Here is a 17,600-nt window from a genome sequence, read left to right on the forward strand (position 1 = left end):
GGCCTCCCCCATCCCTATCCCCGCCATCCTCCCCAATCCTCAGGAAGTAACCATGTCCATCGCAGTAAGCAAGCAGCAGACTGGACGCGTGTCCACCGCTAAAACCATCGTCGGGACCGGCATCGGCAATGCCGTGGAATGGTACGACTGGGCCATTTACGCCACGTTCACGCCCTTCATCGCCAGCCAGCTCTTCAGCAAAGCCGATCCCGCGTCGGCCGTGCTGTCCACGCTGGCGATCTTCGCCGTCGGCTTCGTCGCACGGCCCTTCGGCGGCTTCCTCTTCGGCTGGATTGGCGACAGGGTGGGCCGAAAGACGTCCATGACGCTCGCCGTCGGACTCGCTTCACTGGGCAGCCTGATGATCGGCATCGCGCCGACGTTCGCCAGCGTCGGCGCCTGGGCCTCGCTCATGCTGCTGGTGGCCCGCCTGGTCCAGGGCCTGGCGCACGGCGGCGAGCTGCCGTCGTCGCAAACCTACCTCTCGGAAATGGCACCCAAGGAGCACCGCGGGTTCTGGGCAACCCTGATCTACACCTCCGGAACCGTGGGCATTCTGTTCGGCACCCTGCTGGGCGCCGTCCTGAACATGACGCTGACCACCGAGGCCATGAACGCCTGGGGCTGGCGGATTCCGTTCCTCCTGGGCGCGGCGATGGGCCTGTACGCGCTGATCATGCGGTCACGGCTGCACGAGACCGATGCCTTCGAAGGCGAGTCCGTCGCCGAAAAGCGCGCTCCGATCTGGCCCCAGATCGTCCGCCACCGCAAGCAGGCGCTGCAGGTCATCGGCCTCACCGTGGGCCTCACGGTGATCTACTACATCTGGGGCGTCGTGGCGCCGAGCTACGCCACCACCGCCCTGAAAATCGACCGCGGCGAGGCGCTGTGGGCCGGCGTGGTCGCCAACATCGTGTTCATCGCCGCACTTCCCTTCTGGGGCAAGCTGTCCGACCGCATCGGACGCAAGAAGGTCCTGTGGTCCGGCGCGATCGGCGGCGGGGTACTCCACTTCCCCATGACCTGGCTGCTGAAGGACTCTGCGTGGCAGCTGGCGGTGAGCATGTCCGTGATGCTGATCTTCATCGCCGCGAGCGCCGCCATTGTCCCGGCCGTCTACGCCGAGCTGTTCCCGACGTCGATCCGCACCGTGGGCGTCGGCGTCCCGTACTCCATCTGCGTGGCAGCCTTCGGCGGAACGGCCCCGTACCTGCAGCAGTGGCTGGGAACCACCTTGGGCGTCCCGCAGGTGTTCAACGTGTACGCGGTGGTCCTGCTGGCCATCAGCGCCGCGTTCGTCTTCACGATTCCCGAGACGAAGGGCAAGGACCTGACCCACTAGGAAGCTGGGGCCGCCCGCCCCGGCGCACCACCAGTCCCCTGCCGCTCGCAAGAGCGGCAGGGGACTTTTTGGTGCCGTGCTAGATCCTGGCGTGCATCCCGAAGCTGCGGGGGCGGCCGAACGAGGCCGCACCCAGGAATTCGACGGCGACGAACGGCTCGTCGCCCACCACCCATTCATCGTGTCCGGGAGGCAGCGCATAGGTGTCATGGGCGTGAATCGTTGACCGTCCGCCGTCGGCCGTTTCCACCTCCAGTTGCCCCGATACGCAATAGCCGAGGTGGTGGTGCTCGCAGTAGGGGGTCAACTCGGAGGGCCTTGCAGAGTCGGACCACCGCCAGCCCGGCGCGAGGATCAGGCGCGCCACCGAGTAGTCGTCAACGGTGACAAGGTCGAATTCCGCCTTGTCCGGGCAACGCTTCGAGTCCGGTGAATCCAAGGACTTGACTGCCAGTTCCCTGATGAAATTTGCCGTCATGAGGTCACAGCCTATGAGTGGTGTGGAAAACGCCCGGCGCGGACCAGGCATGGAATGGATACCGACGAGCGGCGAAGTTGTATTGAGACCATGTAGCGGCGTGCGCCCCTGCCCCGGCGCCCACCCCTCCACCGGACCGTGCCGATGTATCTCTAACCGTAGCCCTGCAGCACCTGAAGTCAATGGGAAATTTCCTTCCCCCTCCCAAACCGGTCCGCCTTGACTCCGGCGCCCATCCTTCCCTAGACTTTTCATAAAGCAGAATCTAAATTCCACAAAGCGAAAACTTGAAGCAAGCCCGCCGCAAAGGAAGATAGATCAAAGCCCTCCCTGGAAGGACCTACGATGACGTACACAGTGAACTGCTCCATCCTCCTTACTGAACTGCCCCTGCTTGAGCGCCCCGCGGCAGCCAAGGCAGCCGGCTTTGACGCTGTCGAGTTCTGGTGGCCCTTCGAGTCCTCAGTTCCCTCCGACACCCAGGTCACCGAATTCGAGAACGCCATCAAGGACGCCGGCGTCCAGCTCACGGGCCTGAACTTCAACGCCGGCAACATGCCGGGCGGGGACCGCGGCCTGGTGTCCTGGACGGGACGCGAGTCAGAGTTCAAGGACAACATCGAGGTTGTTGCCGGCATCGGCGGGCGCCTGGGCTGCAAGGCCTTCAACGCCCTCTACGGGAACCGGCAGGACGGCTCCACCCCCAAGGAGCAGGACGAACTCGCGGTCAGGAACCTGGCGGCAGCGGCAGAAGGCGTCGCCCACATCGGCGGCACCGTCCTCCTGGAACCCGTCAGCGGCGCACCCAAATACCCGCTCCTCACCGCTGATGACGCACTCAAGGTCATCGCCCGCGTGAAGGCGGAGGCCGGCGTCGAAAACATCAAGCTCCTCGCCGACTTCTACCACCTCGCAGTCAACGGGGACGACGTCGAGTCCGTCATCGAAAACCACGCCAAGGACTTCGGCCACATCCAGATCGCCGACAACCCCGGCCGCGGCGCCCCGGGAACGGGCACGCTCCCGCTGGGCCAATGGATCGCCCGCAGCCGCGAACTCGGCTACACGGGCTACATCGGACTCGAATACAAGGAACCGCAGGAAACAGCCTTCAGCTGGGCCATCCGCGAACACGCCTCCCGCTAGTCCACCCGCCCCGCCCAACTGAGTAGCGCCAAGTGTCGTTTTGAGCCCTCATAACGACACTTAGCGCTACCTAGTTGGGCCGGGCATCCCCACCGGCACCTCCGGCACCACACAGACTTCAGGAAAGAGAACCATCATGAGCAACGTTGCAGTCATCGGACTCGGAATCATGGGCCTGCCCATGGCCATCAACCTGGTCAAGGCCGGCCACACCGTCACCGGCTTCAACCGCAGCCAGGACAAGATCGACAAACTGGTTTCAGAAGGCGGCAAGGGCGCCACCAGCATCGCTGACGCCGTCAAGGATGCCGACGTCGTCATCACCATGGTGCCGGACTCCCCCGATGTCGAGGGCGTGGTCAACGGCAAGGACGGCGTCTTCGCCAACGCCAAGCAGGGCGCACTGTGGATCGACGCCTCCAGCATCCGCCCGGACGTGGCCAAGCGCCTCGCCGATGAAGCCCGCGAGGCCGGCATCCGCCCCCTCGACGCCCCCGTTTCCGGCGGCGAACAGGGCGCCATCGACGCCGTCCTCTCCATCATGGTGGGCGGCGACAAGGAAGACTTCGACGACGCCCAGGACGTCCTGAACGCCGTCGGCAAAACCATCGTGCACGTGGGCCCCTCCGGCTCCGGCCAGACCGTCAAGGCTGCAAACCAGCTGATCGTCGCGGTCAACATCGAGGTCCTGGGCGAGGCCATCGCCTTCCTGGAGGCCTACGGCGTGGACACCGACGCCGCCCTCAAGGTCCTCGGCGGCGGCCTGGCCGGCTCCAAGGTCCTGGACCAGAAGGGCCAGAAGATGCTGGACCGCAACTTCGACCCCGGCTTCCGCCTCGCCCTGCACCACAAGGACCTCGGCATCGTCACCTCCGCCGCCCGCGAAGCCAACGTCGCCATCCCCCTCGGCGCCGTCGTCGCCCAGCTCGTCGCCGCCACCGTCAACCAGGGCGACGGGAGCCTCGACCACTCCGGACTCTTCAAGCAGGTCCTGCAACTCAGCGGCAGGAAATAAGCACCAGCGCCACAGGCGCCTAAGAAACACCAGCAGGGGACCCGCCGTCGTCCATGAAAACGACGGCGGCTCCCTCAGCACACCCAAAAACAGACTTTTCAAGCTTTCAAGGAGCACCCCATGAGCAAGATGCGTACCGTTGATGCAGCGGTGGCCATCCTGGAAAAGGAAGGCGCCATCGAGGCGTTCGGCCTGCCAGGCGCCGCAATCAACCCCTTCTATTCCGCAATGCGCGCCCACGGCGGGATCCGCCACACCCTGGCCCGCCACGTCGAAGGCGCAAGCCACATGGCGGACGGTTACAGCCGCGCCAAGGACGGCAACATCGGCATCTGCATCGGCACCTCCGGCCCCGCCGGCACCGACATGATCACCGGCCTGTACGCCGCCTGGGCCGACTCCATCCCGATGCTCTGCATCACCGGCCAGGCCCCCGTGGCCAAGCTGCACAAGGAAGACTTCCAGGCCGTGGACATCGAGTCCATCGCCAAACCCGTCACCAAGATGGCCATGACCATCCTGGAGCCCGGCCAGGTTCCCGGCGCCTTCCAGAAGGCCTTCCAGCTGATGCGCTCCGGCCGCCCCGGCCCGGTGCTGCTGGACCTGCCGATCGACGTGCAGATGGCCGAGATCGAGTTCGACATCGACACCTACGAGCCCCTGCCCGTCGAAAAGCCCAAGGCCTCCCGCAAGCAGCTCGAAAAGGCCCTGGACATGCTGACCGCGGCCAAGCACCCGCTGATCGTCGCCGGCGGCGGCATCATCAACGCCGGCGCCTCCGCCCAGCTGGTTGAGCTGGCCGAGATCCTGGACGTCCCCGTCATCCCCACGCTGATGGGCTGGGGCACCATCCCGGACGACCACCGGCTTATGGCCGGCATGGTGGGCCTGCAGACCTCCCACCGCTACGGCAACGAGAACTACCTGCAGAGCGACTTCGTGATCGGCATCGGCAACCGCTGGGCCAACCGCCACACCGGCGGACTGGACACCTACACGGCCGGCCGCAAGTTCGTGCACATCGACATCGAGCCCACGCAGATCGGCCGCGTGTTCTCCCCGGACCTGGGCATCGCGTCCGACGCCGGCGCCGCGCTGGCAGGGCTGGTCGAGCTCGCCAGGGAGCGCAAGGCGGCAGGGTCCCTGCCGGACTACAGCGGCTGGGTTGCCGAGTGCCAGGACCGCAAGGCCTCCCTGCACCGCAAGACGCACTTCGAGAACATCCCCATCAAGCCGCAGCGCGTGTACGAGGAGATGAACAAGTCCTTCGGCCGCGACACCATCTACGTGTCCACCATCGGCCTGTCCCAGATCGCCGGCGCGCAGATGCTGCACGTGTTCGGACCGCGCAAGTGGATCAACGCCGGCCAGGCGGGCCCCCTGGGCTGGACCGCCCCGGCAGCCCTCGGCGTGGTCCGCGGCAAGCCGGACGAGACCGTGGTGGCCTTGTCCGGAGACTACGACTTCCAGTTCATGATCGAGGAACTGGCTGTGGGTGCGCAGTTCAACCTGCCGTACATCCACGTGGTGGTGAACAACTCCTACCTGGGCCTGATCCGCCAGTCGCAGCGCGGCTTCAGCATGGAGCAGAACGTGTCCCTGGCCTTCGAGAACATCAACAGCACCCACCTGTCCGAGGAAACCCGCGGCTACGGCGTGGACCACCTCAAGGTGGCCGAGGGCCTGGGCTGCAAGGCCGTGCGCGTGGAGGACCCCAACGACCTCGCCGCCGCGTTCGACAAGGCCAAGGCCCTCATGGGCGAGTTCCAGGTTCCTGTCGTGGTGGAAGTGATCCTGGAAAAGGTCACCAACATCTCCATGGGGCTGGAAATCAACGCCATCAACGAGTTCGAGGAACTGGCAGAATCGGCAGCAGACGCCCCCACCGCCATCCTGGCTCTGCAGGGCTAGAACGAGAAAGACAGACACTGCCATGCGCATCGTCATTGCCCCGGATAAATTCAAGGGCTCCCTGTCCGCCCCGGAAGTCTGCAGCCACCTGGAAAAGGGGCTGCAGGCCGCGGCCGGCGGGAACCTTGAGGTGGCCCGGATTCCAGTCGCCGATGGCGGCGAAGGGACCCTGGACGCCGCGGTCGGCTCAGGCTTCACCCGCCGCAGCGCCGTGGTGGCCGGGCCCTCCGGCGAACCGGTCACGGCCGAGTTCGCGGTCCGGGGCAATGAGGCAGTCATCGAGATGGCGGCCGCCTCGGGCCTGGCACTGCTCCCCGCCCAGGCATTGGTTGGCGGAAGGCCAGGCTCGACGGCGGCACGCACCGCCACGAGCCTGGGCACCGGCCAGCTCATCGCCGCCGCCCTGGACGCCGGCTGCAACCGCATCATCCTTGGGGTGGGCGGCAGCGCCAACACCGACGGCGGCGCCGGAGTCCTGCAGGGGCTCGGTGCCCGGTTCCTCGACAGCGAGGGCAACGAACTTCCGCCCGGCGGCGCCGCCCTGGCCCGCCTGGACCGGATCGACTTCAGCGGCTTCGAACCCCGCCTGAAGGACACACGCTTTGTGCTGGCATCCGACGTCGACAATCCCCTGCTGGGCGCCCAGGGCGCCGCGGCGATTTTCGGCCCGCAAAAGGGTGCCACGCAACAGGACGTCGACGTGCTCGACGCCGCCCTGGCCAGGTTTGTCGAAGTCCTGGCCAGGGAAATCGGTCACCGCGCAATTAAAGCGGCGGAAGCCCCGGGCGCCGGAGCGGCAGGAGGCGTTGGCTACGCAGCCATCGCCGTCCTCGCCGCGACCCGCCGCCCGGGCATCGACGTCGTCCTCGAATTCACGGGGCTGGTGGAGCGGCTGGCCGGCGCCGACCTCGTGATCACCGGCGAGGGCAGCCTGGACGAACAAAGCCTGTTGGGCAAGACACCCATGGGCGTTGCCCGCGCAGCCGCCGCCCAAGGCGTCCCGGTGATCGCTGTGTGCGGCCGGACCACCCTTGAAACCGGCCAGGCAAGCGCCGCCGGATTCGAGGACGTCTACGCTTTGACCGAGCTTGAAAGCAATATAAACAGGTGCATGACAGAGGCAGCGCAGCTTCTCGAGCAACTGGGAACACAGATCGGCGGAAGGCTGGCCGGCGATACGCTGGCCCGTTCCGCCACCACCAAGGAGGACCTCCATGTCTGAAGAACGTTTTGACCTGGTCATCCGCGGCCAGCGCATCCTCACCACGGCCGGGCTGGCACCCCGCGAAGTGGGGGTCCGCGGCGGGAAGATCGTGGCCCTCGAACCGCTGGGCAACGGCCTGGCCGGTGCGGAGGTCATTGAGCTGGCCGACGACGAAACCCTGATCCCCGGCCTCGTGGACACCCATGTCCACGTCAACGAGCCCGGCCGCACCGAGTGGGAGGGCTTCGCCTCCGCCACCCGCGCGGCGGCAGCCGGCGGCGTGACCACCATCATCGACATGCCGCTGAACTCCGTCCCGCCCACCACCACCGTGGAGAACCTCAAGCTCAAGCGCGAGGTGGCCGAGGACCAGGCGTTCATCGACGTCGGGTTCTGGGGCGGCGCCATCCCCGGCAACAAGGCCGACCTTCGCCCCCTGCATGACGAGGGCGTCTTCGGCTTCAAATGCTTCCTCCTGCACTCGGGCGTGGACGAGTTCCCGCACCTGGACGCGGACGAGATGGAGGAGGACATGGCCGAGCTCAAGTCCTTCGACTCCCTCATGATCGTCCACGCCGAGGACTCGCACGCCATCGACCGCGCACCCCACCCCGGCGGCGACCACTACTCCACGTTCCTGGCCTCCCGCCCCCGTGGCGCCGAGAACAAGGCCATCGCCGAGGTCATTGAACGCGCGCGCTGGACCGGTGCGCGTGCCCACATCCTGCACCTCTCGTCGTCGGACGCCCTGCCCATGATCGCCAGCGCAAAGCGCGACGGCGTGAAGCTCACCGTGGAGACGTGTCCGCACTACCTGACGCTGATGGCCGAGGAAATCCCGGACGGCGCCACTGCCTACAAGTGCTGCCCGCCCATCCGTGAGGCCTCCAACCGGGAACTGCTGTGGCAGGGCCTGCAGGACGGCACCATCGACTGCATCGTCTCGGACCACTCCCCCTCCACCCTTGACCTGAAGGACCTGGAAAACGGCGACTTCGCGGTGGCCTGGGGCGGCGTCTCGTCGCTGCAGCTGGGCCTGTCCCTGATCTGGACCGAGGCACGGCACCGCGGCATCCCGCTGGAGCAGGTGGTCAGCTGGATGGGTGAGAAGCCGGCAGCCCTGGCCCGCCTGTCCAACAAGGGCCAGCTGGCGCTCGGCTATGACGCGGATTTCGCCATCTTTGCCCCGGACGAGGCGTTCGTTGTGGACGTGTCCAAGCTCAAGCACAAGAACCCCATCACCCCCTACGACGGCAAGGCTCTTTCCGGCGTGGTCCGCAAGACCTTCCTGCGCGGCGCCGTGGTGGACGGCCAGACCCCCACGGGCAAGCTGATCCGCCGCGGCGGAGTCTAGGACGCGCCATGGCAGTGGAAGCACACCAGCCCGGGGTGCCCCGGCACCTGGTTCAGGCCAAGCGCGCTGCTGCCCGCGGGCTGGCCGTGTGGGTGGTTCCCGGGGAAGGCACAAGCCCCGAGCTCCTGGCCCGCGCCGCCCGGCTTGTCCTTGCCAAGGCCCTCGAAACTGCTCCGGAGGCGGAAGTCCATTGGCCTGCCGCCGGAGCCACCACGTCCGGGGTCTCCGCCACGGAAGGAGCCGCAGACCACTCCTCCCGCACTCCTTCCGCGGCGGAGGACCCCGGCGATACCCCGGCGCCCAACGAGGCCGACGCCGGCACCTGCCTGCCGCCGTCGGCCGGCCCTGTGAGCCGGGTCGCCGTGGACCTCGCCGCGGACACCGTCCTGCTGGACGGCAGCCCCGTGCCGTTGACCGGCGTCGAATTCAAGGTGCTCAGGTACCTGGTGACCCACCTGTCCCGGGCTGTCAGCAGGGAGGAACTACAAGAGTTCCTGGAGTCGCTGCAGTTCCCCGGCGCCTCAGCCCGGGCCATCGATGTCTATGTGGGCCGGGTCCGCCGGAAACTCGGGAACGCCCGCCATGCCGTGGCCACCGTCCGGGGCGGCGGATACCAGTTTGTGCCCGGTTCCTGCGCCACCGTCCGAGGCCCGGCGGAATACAGCATATGACGCCGGAGTTGTATGACTAAGCGCGAACCCGCTTCACTTGATGTTTGCCCGTAACTGACGAGTCTTCCGAAGGAACGCCATGAGCCCCACCCTGACCACCAAGCTTCAGCCCGGAACCCAGGCCCCTGATTTCACCCTCCAGGACGCCCAGGGCCGCGAGACTTCCCTGGCCGATTACCGTGGCAAGAACGTCATTGTGTACTTCTACCCCAAGGCCGCCACCCCCGGCTGCACCACCGAGGCCTGCGACTTCCGCGACAGCCTGGCCTCCCTGCAGGGCAAGGGCTACGAGGTCATCGGCATCTCCCCCGATGCCCCGGAGGCGCTGGCCGGCTTCACGGGCGACTTCTCCCTGACCTTCCCGCTCCTCTCCGATCCCGACCACGCCGTTGCCCTGGCCTACGGCGCCTGGGGCGAGAAGCTCGTCAACGGCGAAATCGTCGAGGGCCTCGTCCGCTCCACCGTGGTGGTGGACCCCGAAGGCAACGTCACCCTTGCCCAGTACCAGGTGACGGCCGACGGCCACGTCGCGGCCCTGAAGGAAGCCCTGGGGATCTAACGCTCCCGCACTTAATGTCGGGTTTCCCCGGACGCTCCCGCACTTAACGCGGGCTTTCCCCGGACGCTCCCGCACTTAACGCGGGCTTTCCCCGGACGCTCCCGCACTTAACGCGGGCTTTCCCCGGACGCTCCTGCAGTTCAAGAACTGCGGGAGCGTCCGGCGTTAAGAGCCGTTGGCCGCCGCTTTCGCCTCGGCCGCTGCCGCCTGCGCATAGGATGCAGAGATCCGACGATAGACCGGCGTGAGGAAGGCCAGCAGCGCGGCCACAACCATGATGGTTCCGGCAACCAGGAACACCAGGGCGATGCCGCGGGAGGTGCCCTCGCCCAGGAGCGGGGCCAGCCGGGCGGCGCCGTCCGCGGACCGGGCGTAGGGGATGATCCAGAACTGGGCGATCGGCGCAATGAGGAATGCCGTGACCGGCGAAGCAGCGGACTCGAACGCCATGGCGAACCCGAACACCCGGCCCTGCCGCTGCAAAGGGACCACCTGCTGGATGACCGTCTGCTCCGCCGCCTCCACAAAAGGCACCAGGACCAGGTACGCCCAGATGCCGGCGATGTAGAGCCAGGCCCACTCCCGCAGCGTGAACACCGCGCCGAGGACGCCCATCAGCACCACGGCGGCGAGGAGGGTGCGCAGCGGATTGGCCCCGAGCCCGAACTTTCCGATCAGCGCCCCGCCCACCAGGATCCCGGTGAAGCCGACAGCGGAGAAGATCCCCCACAGTTCAACGGGGAACATCTCCAGGCCGTACGGGTCCATCAACGCCATGTAGACGCCGCCGATGAAGTTGTTGAATGTGGAGAAGAGGATCAGCGCGAACAGCCCCGAAATGGCCAGTACCGCGGAGAGGGAGCCGCGCAGGTCGAAGCCGCCGTGCGCATCCGTTGCCGCCGCCCGCACCTCCTCGGGCATGCGCAGGGTGAGCAGGTGCGCGAATGCAAGCGCGGTAAGCACCAGGGCGGCTCCGATGGTCCAGCCCATGCCCAGCAGCCCCACCGAGAGCCCGGAGAGCACCGAAGTGACAATGAACATCAGTCCCTGCACCATGCCCACCAGCCCGTTGGCGTTTGCCCGCCGGTCCGGCTCGATGAGGATGGTGACAGTGGTGGAGAGGGCGATGTTCCGCATGTTCTCCACCACGGCGCCGATCAGGATGACCATGACGAAAACCCAGAACCACGGCCGGGCCAGGTCCAGCAGCAACGACGAGGGGGTCAGCAGGAACATGACCCCGGACAGCACGAACATCACCAGGGTGAAGGCCGCGGCGAAGCGCATCACGGCCAGCTTGCGGTAGCGGTCCACGAAGGTGCCGAAGCTGATGCTGGAAAGGGCGATCAGCAGCATGTAGGCACCGCCCACCACACCGGTTGCTATGACGTTGCGCGTTTCCAGGTACAGCCAGAACGTCAGTGCAAACCAGAGGTAGCTGGTGGTGACGTTGGCGAGGGCGGTGTTCACCAGGATCCCGGTGAAGGTGCGGGAGCGCTGGGCCGGAGTGCGCAGGGAAGTGTCGACGGCGTCCGGATCAGTGAGGTGCAGGGCCTCCCCTACCCCTACCGGGACGGACGTGTCCGCTAGGTCCCCGCCGGGTCTCTTACCGCCGTCGGAAGCTGATGCGGCGCGCGGCCGGACCGGTTCCTGCTCGGTCATGCGTCCCAGTGTAGTGACGTCCTGCACTCATGGACATGGCCGGGGACGGGTCAGAGGTCAGCGTTTGTCGCGGTCGTTGAACTCAACGTCCAGTTCATAGTGGCGGAACTCGGTTTCACGGTCCGATTCGCCATCAACGACCATTTCGTGGTCGAGCTGGCGCTGGATGCGGCTGTCCAGGACCTGCAATTCGTTATCCGATACCTTTTCCAGGTCCTCGGGGAACTGGTCGTCCGGAGTGAGATGCAGCTTATCGTTCATTGTGCCCGCCATGTCTTCTGCCGTTACCTGGCTGCCCAGTCTATCGCTGCCCGGTCGGAGTGTCCCCCTTCTGCGGCACGGCAATGCCCCAGGGAAGCCCCGAGAGTGCTGTTGCCGGACTCCCTGCCCGGTGACAGGATGGCCGCATGGACATCCAGGTCCGACCCGCAACACAATTCGAGGACGTCAAAACCATAGTTGGGCCCAAGCGGCCGGACGCCAACGTGTGCTGGTGCCTGAGCTACCGCATCCCGTCCAAACTGAACCAGGCGCTGCGCGGGACCGAGCGCGGGGACCTGGTGCGGCAGTTGGTGGCGGAGGATCCCCCGCCGGGGATATTGGCGTACGACGGCGGCGAGCCGGTTGGGTGGGCAGCGGTCCACCCCCGCGCGGACACCAGTTTCGCCGGCAACCGGAAGATCCCGCATGTGGACGGCGCGGATGTCTGGTCGGTCTGGTGCATCAGGGTGCGGCCCGGGTACCGCGGCAGGGGCATCTCGCACCAGTTGCTGGCAGGCGCCGTGGACCTGGCCCGGAGCTATGGTGCCCCGGCCATCGAGGGCTATCCGGTGGACAACGGCGGCAGGAAAGTGGACCTCACCATGGCCTACGTGGGCACCCGGAAACTGTTTGAGGACGCGGGTTTCACCAAGGCGGCAGACACCGGGTCCGTTCTTAACGGCTTCCGGCGGGTGCTGATGCGCCTGGAGTTGCAGTCGAGCTAGACACGCCCCGGCACGTCAGGGTTTCTTCCACCAGCTCCCGGGCCAGCCCTCGTCGATCGCCCAGAGCGCCAGGAGCAGGGCGTCCGCTGTCATGAGTCCCGCAATTAGGTATGCCCACCCTGTAAACCAACTCATAGCAATCTCCTGACCCGGTAAACCCCCAGCCACTCGATTGCTCATAAGTGTGGCACTTAAAACGCCAGTACGGAACGGCCCCCGTCCGCAGTCCTGAAAAGCGCTTCCAGCCTGTGGTGCGCTTCGGTTTCCAACTTGAGCCGGCGGGTCAGCTTCTCCACCTGCTGGGACATCTCGGCGCCTACCGGAAGCCTGTCCCCCGGCCAGCTCCAGACTTCCCTCGATTCGGCCAGGGCTTCGGCCAGCGCGCTGGCCGCTGCGCGCACCTTCCGCCTGTGAAAGTAGACGCGCAACAAAGCGCGGCCCTTATCCAGGCCCTTGTCCAGGGCCGCGCCGGCGGCCGAACCGACTCCCGCCTGGTCTGTGATCTTGACTTGTCCCATGGCTGCACCTTCTCCGAGCCGTTCAGCCTCCCCGGCGGGTCGTCTTTGACCCTCGTCCGGTGGAAACTGCTGCCTGTCTTCGAGTGTCCCGCCCGCACCTCAACGTCCGGGCAAGCCGGTCCAAGGTTTTCCGCAAGATCGGGCAGCCCGGACGTTGTAGTCTCTTGACACCACAGCCCGGCTGCTCTTCAATATTACGTATGCTGAAATAACAGTTCCATGATGCGGAAGCCGTGCGACAGCCAGTTGCCGGCGCCGGGAAGTCCGGCCTCCGCATAGCCGTCACCATGGATGCCAGCAGATTTACCCAAGGAACGAGCCAGCATGAAGCTTGCCGAATTCAACAGCGCGGACCCGGCCCGGGCCGCCCAAACCCTGAGGCCCTGCATCGACGTCAACCGATGGGTGGATGCCATCACCGCGGGCCGCCCGTTCGCCAGCAAGGATGCCCTGCTGGCCTGGGCGTCGCAGGCTGCCAGCCCCTTCACCCCCGCCGAGGTGGAGTCCGCCATGGCGCACCATCCGCGCATCGGGGAACGTCCGACGGCGGCCACCACCGAAGCGTCCATGTCCCGTTCCGAGCAGGCCGGGGTGGATCCTGCGGACACGGCCCTTGCGGAAGCCCTGGCCCGCGGCAACAGGGACTACGAGGAAAAGTTCGGGAGGGTCTTCCTGATCCGCGCCGCCGGCCGAACCGCCCCGCAAATCCTGCAGGCCCTGAACGAACGGCTCACAAACTCCCATGCTGAAGAAGACACCATCGTGGCCCAGCAGCTGCGCGAAATCGCCGTACTCCGGCTTGAAGGACTGATCACCGAATGAGCGTCTCCCACATCACTACGCACATCCTGGACACCGGTGCCGGACGCCCGGCGGCGGGAGTCGCCGTCGTCCTTTACCGGAACGACGGCGGCACCTGGCGCCACGTGGCAGACTCCATCACCGACGCCGACGGCCGCGCCAAGGACCTCGGTCCGGAGCGACTGGAGGCCGGGCACTACAAGCTCAACTTCGCCACCGGCGACTACTACGCAGGCCTGCAGACTGCCACGTTCTTCCCTGAAGTGGACCTGGTGTTCGAGGTAACCGGCCCGGAGCACTACCACGTCCCGCTCCTCCTGAGCCCGTTCGCCTACTCCACCTACCGCGGCAGCTGAAGCCCTCGAAAAATGTAGGCTTGGTGCATGCCTACTGAACAACCCCCTGCCGAGCGGCGCGAAGTTACCGTCCGCCGCGCGCCCAAGTATGTGCCGTTCCTCATCCTCGGCGCACTGGTGGGCATCGCGGCGGCAGCGGTGGCGGCGTATGCAGTTCCTGAGAACCCCAGCTTCGACGCCGGCGCCGTCTTTGGGTTCTTCATGGTGCTGTTCGCGGGCGGCGGCGCCATCCTCGGGGCCGTGCTGGCGCTGATCCTGGACCGCCGCAGTGTCAGGCGGCAGCAGCGGGCCGTGGTGGAAGCCGTGCCGGACTCCGAGCCGGACACGGATCCCCAGCCGTAGGCCTGTTGCAGCGGGCCCGGGTCACAAACGGGCGGCCGGAAAAGTCCTACCCCATGTCGTGAGATAATCGACCAGTGGCACGCGGCGATGGAAAACTTTCCCATGATCTTCTCCCTGGCGAAAAAGGCCCGCAGGACGCTTGTGGCGTCTTCGGAGTCTGGGCACCAGGTGAAGAAGTAGCAAAACTTACCTATTACGGGCTGTATGCACTGCAGCACCGCGGTCAGGAGTCGGCTGGTATTGCCACCAGCGACGGCAAGCGGATCAACGTCTACAAGGACATGGGACTCGTCTCCCAGGTCTTCGACGAGACCACGCTGAACACCCTGACCGGGCACCTGGCGGTGGGACACTGCCGCTACTCCACCACCGGCGCAAGCCACTGGGCCAACGCGCAGCCCACCCTCGGCGCCACCAGCACCGGAACCGTCGCCCTGGCACACAACGGCAACCTGACCAACACCGCCGAGCTCAACGCCATGATCCAGGAACGGAACGGCGGCCAGCTCACCGGCGAAATGAAGCAGGGCAACACCTCTGACACCGCCCTGGTCACCGCCCTGCTGGAAGGCGAGCCGGGCAAGAGCCTCGAGGAAACCGCCACCGAGCTGCTGCCCAAGATCAAGGGCGGCTTCTGTTTCGTGTTCATGGACGAAGGCACCCTCTACGCGGCGCGCGACACCTACGGCATCCGCCCGCTGGTGCTGGGCCGCCTGGAGCGCGGCTGGGTGGTGGCGTCCGAGCAGTCCGCCCTCGCCACCGTGGGCGCCAGCTTCATCCGCGAGATCGAGCCCGGCGAGTTCATCGCCATTGACGAGCAGGGCGTGCGTTCCCAGCGTTTCGCGGAGCCGACGCCGGCCGGTTGCGTTTTCGAGTACGTCTACCTGGCGCGTCCGGACGCCGCCATTGCCGGCCGCTCCGTCTATGAATCCCGCGTGGAGATGGGCCGCCAGCTGGCCCGCGAGAACACGCAGGTGGCGGACATCGTCATCCCGGTCCCCGAGTCCGGCACGCCGGCCGCCGTGGGCTACGCCGAGGAATCCGGCATTCCCTTTGCACACGGCTTCGTCAAGAACTCCTACGTGGGCCGTACGTTCATCCAGCCGTCGCAGACCCTCCGCCAGCTGGGCATCCGGCTCAAGCTCAACGCCCTCGAGTCCGTGATCCGCGGCAAGCGCGTTGTGGTGGTGGACGATTCCATCGTCCGCGGCAACACCCAGCGGGCCATCGTCCGCATGCTCCGCGAGGCCGGGGCAGCCGCCGTCCACGTCAAGATTTCCTCCCCGCCCGTGCAGTGGCCGTGCTTCTACGGCATCGACTTCGCCTCCCGGGCCGAGCTGATTGCCAACGGCGCCACCATCGACGAGATCTCGCAGGCCATCGGGGCGGACTCGCTGGCCTACATCTCCGAAGACGGGATGATCGGCGCCACCCGGCAGCCGCGGGAGCGGCTCTGCACTGCCTGCTTCACCGGCAAGTACCCCATCGAACTTCCGGGTGCGGACAAGCTGGGCAAGAACCTGCTGGAGCGGACGGACCTCGGCGGGCTCAAGCCCTCGCCGTCAGCCCTTCCGGGCGCAACAGCGGCCCTCTCTGTTGATTCCCAGGAAGATCCCGCGGAGAAGTCCGGCGCCACCGGTTGCGATCCCGGACCGGACTCCGAGTTTGAAAACCTGCTCACCGACGCCGACCTCGTGCCGGAGATTCATCACGCGGTCACCACCCCCGACGCTGACAAGAAAGAGTCCGTATGACTTCCGCTGCCCCCGCCCCTGGCAACACCCCCGCTAACGCAGCCGGCATCACCTACGCCTCCGCCGGCGTTGACGTTGAAGCCGGGGACCGCGCCGTCGAGCTGATGAAGGACGCCGTCAAGGCTACCCACAACTCCTCGGTGATCGGCGGGGTGGGCGGTTTCGCCGGACTCTACGACGTCTCCAGGCTCCTGACTTTCAAGAAGCCGCTGCTGGCCACGTCCACCGACGGCGTGGGCACCAAGGTTGCCATCGCCCAGGCCATGGACATCCACGACACCATCGGGTTCGACCTCGTCGGCATGGTGGTGGACGACATCGTCGTGGTTGGCGCTGAGCCGCTGTACATGACCGATTACATCGCCTGCGGCAAAGTGGTACCGGAGCGCATCGCCGACATTGTCCGCGGCATCGCAGCAGCCTGCTCGGTCGCCGGCACGGCACTGGTGGGCGGCGAAACCGCCGAACACCCCGGCCTGCTGGGCGAGCACGAGTACGACGTCGCAGGCGCGGCCACCGGCGTGGTTGAAGCCGACCAACTCCTGGGACCGGACCGCGTGCGCGCCGGTGACGTGGTAATCGGCATGGCCTCCTCCGGCCTGCACTCCAACGGTTATTCCCTGGTCCGCCGCGTGATCAACCACGCCGGCTGGGCACTGGACCGCCAGGTCTCCGAACTGGGCCGCACCCTTGGCGAGGAACTCCTTGAGCCCACCCGCGTCTACGCCGCGGACTGCCTGGACCTGGCCCGCGCCTTCCCCGTCACCGGCACGGCCGCCGTGCACGGCTTCAGCCACGTCACCGGCGGCGGCCTCGCCGCCAACCTGGCCCGCGTGCTCCCCCAGGGCCTCGTGGCCACCGTTGACCGCAGCACCTGGGAACTGCCCGCCATCTTCAAGCTGGTGTCCGAACTGGGCAACGTGCCGCTGGCGGACCTGGAACGCACCCTGAACCTGGGTGTGGGCATGGTGGCCATCGTGTCCCCCGAAGCCGCGGACGCTGCAGTGACTCGCCTCAACGACCGCGGCCTGCCGTCCTGGGTCATGGGCACCGTCACCGAGGATTCGGACGCAATCCTCAAGTCCGGTCCGGACTACGTGCAGGGCGCCAAGGGCGTGGACGGCGGCGCGGTTCGCTTGGTCAACGCCTACGCCTAATAACCCCATCGAGTGCTCCGTACCGGCCCTTTTGACCCGTCAAAACGGCCGGTACGGAGCACTCGATTGCTTTAACCAGCGCCGGGAAAGGCCGCAGGAACCGGAAATCTGAAGTAAAACACTCACTTCCCTTGACTGCTAAGCATACTTAGCTTTAGGCTTGTAAGTGGAAGTGCAGCACAGAAGGTCACCGCGGGGTTTTCGAGAGCGTCATGCCCGCCCCGCACGAGTCCGGCGATAATTACCCGCTCGGTTGGACCGCCTTCCCCCGCCGATCCGGCGGATACCAAAAGAAGCAACCACAAAGACGTCCGGTACCTGCGCCGTGCAGCAGCACGGCATCA

Annotated in this window: 18 protein-coding genes; 14 read left to right on the plus strand and 4 right to left on the minus strand. The window is 66.5% G+C overall.

What is annotated here, in order from left to right:
- Positions 1-52: 52 nt before the first annotated feature.
- Positions 53-1,342, plus strand: a complete 1,290-nt coding sequence (locus ACQ3DC_RS05520) for an MFS transporter (protein ID WP_157240682.1) — start codon at positions 53-55, stop codon at positions 1,340-1,342.
- A 79-nt stretch (positions 1,343-1,421) separates the two neighbouring features.
- On the opposite strand, the gene ACQ3DC_RS05525 is transcribed toward ACQ3DC_RS05520, so the two are convergent.
- Positions 1,422-1,820, minus strand: a complete 399-nt coding sequence (locus ACQ3DC_RS05525) for a cupin domain-containing protein (RefSeq protein ID WP_323057487.1) — start codon at positions 1,818-1,820, stop codon at positions 1,422-1,424.
- Positions 1,821-2,165: 345 nt separating this feature from the next.
- On the opposite strand from ACQ3DC_RS05525, the gene ACQ3DC_RS05530 reads away from it, so the two are divergent.
- The 7 genes from ACQ3DC_RS05530 (at position 2,166) to bcp (ending at position 9,680) form a co-directional block, all read left to right on the plus strand.
- Positions 2,166-2,966 carry a hydroxypyruvate isomerase family protein gene (locus ACQ3DC_RS05530; RefSeq protein WP_157240678.1) on the plus strand — a complete coding sequence of 267 codons (801 nt, stop codon included), beginning with the start codon at positions 2,166-2,168 and terminating at the stop codon, positions 2,964-2,966.
- Positions 2,967-3,051: 85 nt separating this feature from the next.
- Positions 3,052-3,981 (plus strand): 2-hydroxy-3-oxopropionate reductase, encoded by a 930-nt coding sequence (locus ACQ3DC_RS05535; protein ID WP_430751822.1) that lies wholly within the window; start codon positions 3,052-3,054, stop codon positions 3,979-3,981.
- A gap of 120 nt (positions 3,982-4,101) precedes the next feature.
- Positions 4,102-5,892 carry a glyoxylate carboligase gene (gene gcl / locus ACQ3DC_RS05540; protein WP_430751747.1) on the plus strand — a complete coding sequence of 597 codons (1,791 nt, stop codon included), beginning with the start codon at positions 4,102-4,104 and terminating at the stop codon, positions 5,890-5,892.
- Between the two features lie 22 nt (positions 5,893-5,914).
- The gene (locus ACQ3DC_RS05545) at positions 5,915-7,114 is read left to right on the plus strand and encodes a glycerate kinase (RefSeq protein ID WP_430751748.1); all 1,200 of its coding nucleotides are present in this window, start codon (positions 5,915-5,917) and stop codon (positions 7,112-7,114) included.
- Positions 7,107-8,450 (plus strand): allantoinase AllB, encoded by a 1,344-nt coding sequence (gene allB / locus ACQ3DC_RS05550; RefSeq protein WP_157240670.1) that lies wholly within the window; start codon positions 7,107-7,109, stop codon positions 8,448-8,450. Before ACQ3DC_RS05545 ends, allB begins: the two co-directional genes overlap by 8 nt.
- 8 nt (positions 8,451-8,458) lie before the next feature.
- A complete protein-coding gene (locus tag ACQ3DC_RS05555; protein WP_157240668.1) occupies positions 8,459-9,121 on the plus strand; it encodes a winged helix-turn-helix domain-containing protein in 663 nt (220 codons plus the stop codon).
- A 79-nt stretch (positions 9,122-9,200) separates the two neighbouring features.
- Positions 9,201-9,680: a thioredoxin-dependent thiol peroxidase gene (gene bcp / locus ACQ3DC_RS05560; RefSeq protein WP_157240666.1), complete on the plus strand. Its 480-nt coding sequence runs from the start codon at positions 9,201-9,203 to the stop codon at positions 9,678-9,680.
- A gap of 165 nt (positions 9,681-9,845) precedes the next feature.
- Here the strand turns inward: bcp and ACQ3DC_RS05565 are convergent, their stop codons facing one another.
- Both ACQ3DC_RS05565 and ACQ3DC_RS05570 read right to left on the minus strand, forming a co-directional pair.
- The gene (locus ACQ3DC_RS05565) at positions 9,846-11,342 is read right to left on the minus strand and encodes an MFS transporter (protein ID WP_430751749.1); all 1,497 of its coding nucleotides are present in this window, start codon (positions 11,340-11,342) and stop codon (positions 9,846-9,848) included.
- A 57-nt stretch (positions 11,343-11,399) separates the two neighbouring features.
- The gene (locus ACQ3DC_RS05570) at positions 11,400-11,603 is read right to left on the minus strand and encodes a hypothetical protein (RefSeq protein WP_157240662.1); all 204 of its coding nucleotides are present in this window, start codon (positions 11,601-11,603) and stop codon (positions 11,400-11,402) included.
- 146 nt (positions 11,604-11,749) lie between these two features.
- Between ACQ3DC_RS05570 and ACQ3DC_RS05575 the strand changes: the two genes are divergently transcribed.
- The gene (locus ACQ3DC_RS05575; protein WP_430751750.1) at positions 11,750-12,328 is read left to right on the plus strand and encodes a GNAT family N-acetyltransferase; all 579 of its coding nucleotides are present in this window, start codon (positions 11,750-11,752) and stop codon (positions 12,326-12,328) included.
- A 191-nt stretch (positions 12,329-12,519) separates the two neighbouring features.
- On the opposite strand, the gene ACQ3DC_RS05580 is transcribed toward ACQ3DC_RS05575, so the two are convergent.
- A complete protein-coding gene (locus tag ACQ3DC_RS05580; RefSeq protein ID WP_231754849.1) occupies positions 12,520-12,846 on the minus strand; it encodes a hypothetical protein in 327 nt (108 codons plus the stop codon).
- A 324-nt stretch (positions 12,847-13,170) separates the two neighbouring features.
- Here ACQ3DC_RS05580 and uraD point away from each other — a divergent pair, with 324 nt between their 5' ends.
- From uraD to purM, 5 genes are all read left to right on the plus strand, one after another.
- Complete coding sequence (gene uraD / locus ACQ3DC_RS05585) at positions 13,171-13,668, plus strand: 2-oxo-4-hydroxy-4-carboxy-5-ureidoimidazoline decarboxylase (RefSeq protein WP_430751751.1); 498 nt, start codon at positions 13,171-13,173, stop codon at positions 13,666-13,668.
- Positions 13,665-14,003, plus strand: a complete 339-nt coding sequence (uraH, locus tag ACQ3DC_RS05590) for a hydroxyisourate hydrolase (protein ID WP_321214594.1) — start codon at positions 13,665-13,667, stop codon at positions 14,001-14,003. Before uraD ends, uraH begins: the two co-directional genes overlap by 4 nt.
- A gap of 27 nt (positions 14,004-14,030) precedes the next feature.
- Positions 14,031-14,345 (plus strand): hypothetical protein, encoded by a 315-nt coding sequence (locus ACQ3DC_RS05595; protein ID WP_157240655.1) that lies wholly within the window; start codon positions 14,031-14,033, stop codon positions 14,343-14,345.
- A 74-nt stretch (positions 14,346-14,419) separates the two neighbouring features.
- Positions 14,420-16,099 (plus strand): amidophosphoribosyltransferase, encoded by a 1,680-nt coding sequence (gene purF / locus ACQ3DC_RS05600; RefSeq protein ID WP_321214596.1) that lies wholly within the window; start codon positions 14,420-14,422, stop codon positions 16,097-16,099.
- A complete protein-coding gene (gene purM / locus ACQ3DC_RS05605; protein WP_157240653.1) occupies positions 16,096-17,256 on the plus strand; it encodes a phosphoribosylformylglycinamidine cyclo-ligase in 1,161 nt (386 codons plus the stop codon). Before purF ends, purM begins: the two co-directional genes overlap by 4 nt.
- The last annotated feature ends 344 nt before the right edge of the window (positions 17,257-17,600 follow it).

The organism is Paenarthrobacter sp. NEAU-H11 (assembly GCF_050573415.1).
Taxonomy (GTDB): Bacteria; Actinomycetota; Actinomycetes; order Actinomycetales; family Micrococcaceae; genus Arthrobacter.

Bases quoted from the DNA above. Each gene is read 5' to 3' on its own strand.
- ACQ3DC_RS05520 (WP_157240682.1), top strand. From the start codon at position 53: ATGTCCATCGCAGTAAGCAAGCAGCAGACTGGACGCGTGTCCACCGCT.
- ACQ3DC_RS05525 (WP_323057487.1), bottom strand. From the start codon at position 1,820: ATGACGGCAAATTTCATCAGGGAACTGGCAGTCAAGTCCTTGGATTCA.
- ACQ3DC_RS05530 (WP_157240678.1), top strand. From the start codon at position 2,166: ATGACGTACACAGTGAACTGCTCCATCCTCCTTACTGAACTGCCCCTG.
- gcl (WP_430751747.1), top strand. From the start codon at position 4,102: ATGAGCAAGATGCGTACCGTTGATGCAGCGGTGGCCATCCTGGAAAAG.
- ACQ3DC_RS05545 (WP_430751748.1), top strand. From the start codon at position 5,915: ATGCGCATCGTCATTGCCCCGGATAAATTCAAGGGCTCCCTGTCCGCC.
- allB (WP_157240670.1), top strand. From the start codon at position 7,107: ATGTCTGAAGAACGTTTTGACCTGGTCATCCGCGGCCAGCGCATCCTC.
- ACQ3DC_RS05555 (WP_157240668.1), top strand. From the start codon at position 8,459: ATGGCAGTGGAAGCACACCAGCCCGGGGTGCCCCGGCACCTGGTTCAG.
- bcp (WP_157240666.1), top strand. From the start codon at position 9,201: ATGAGCCCCACCCTGACCACCAAGCTTCAGCCCGGAACCCAGGCCCCT.
- ACQ3DC_RS05565 (WP_430751749.1), bottom strand. From the start codon at position 11,342: ATGACCGAGCAGGAACCGGTCCGGCCGCGCGCCGCATCAGCTTCCGAC.
- ACQ3DC_RS05570 (WP_157240662.1), bottom strand. From the start codon at position 11,603: ATGAACGATAAGCTGCATCTCACTCCGGACGACCAGTTCCCCGAGGAC.
- ACQ3DC_RS05575 (WP_430751750.1), top strand. From the start codon at position 11,750: ATGGACATCCAGGTCCGACCCGCAACACAATTCGAGGACGTCAAAACC.
- ACQ3DC_RS05580 (WP_231754849.1), bottom strand. From the start codon at position 12,846: ATGGGACAAGTCAAGATCACAGACCAGGCGGGAGTCGGTTCGGCCGCC.
- uraD (WP_430751751.1), top strand. From the start codon at position 13,171: ATGAAGCTTGCCGAATTCAACAGCGCGGACCCGGCCCGGGCCGCCCAA.
- uraH (WP_321214594.1), top strand. From the start codon at position 13,665: ATGAGCGTCTCCCACATCACTACGCACATCCTGGACACCGGTGCCGGA.
- ACQ3DC_RS05595 (WP_157240655.1), top strand. From the start codon at position 14,031: ATGCCTACTGAACAACCCCCTGCCGAGCGGCGCGAAGTTACCGTCCGC.
- purM (WP_157240653.1), top strand. From the start codon at position 16,096: ATGACTTCCGCTGCCCCCGCCCCTGGCAACACCCCCGCTAACGCAGCC.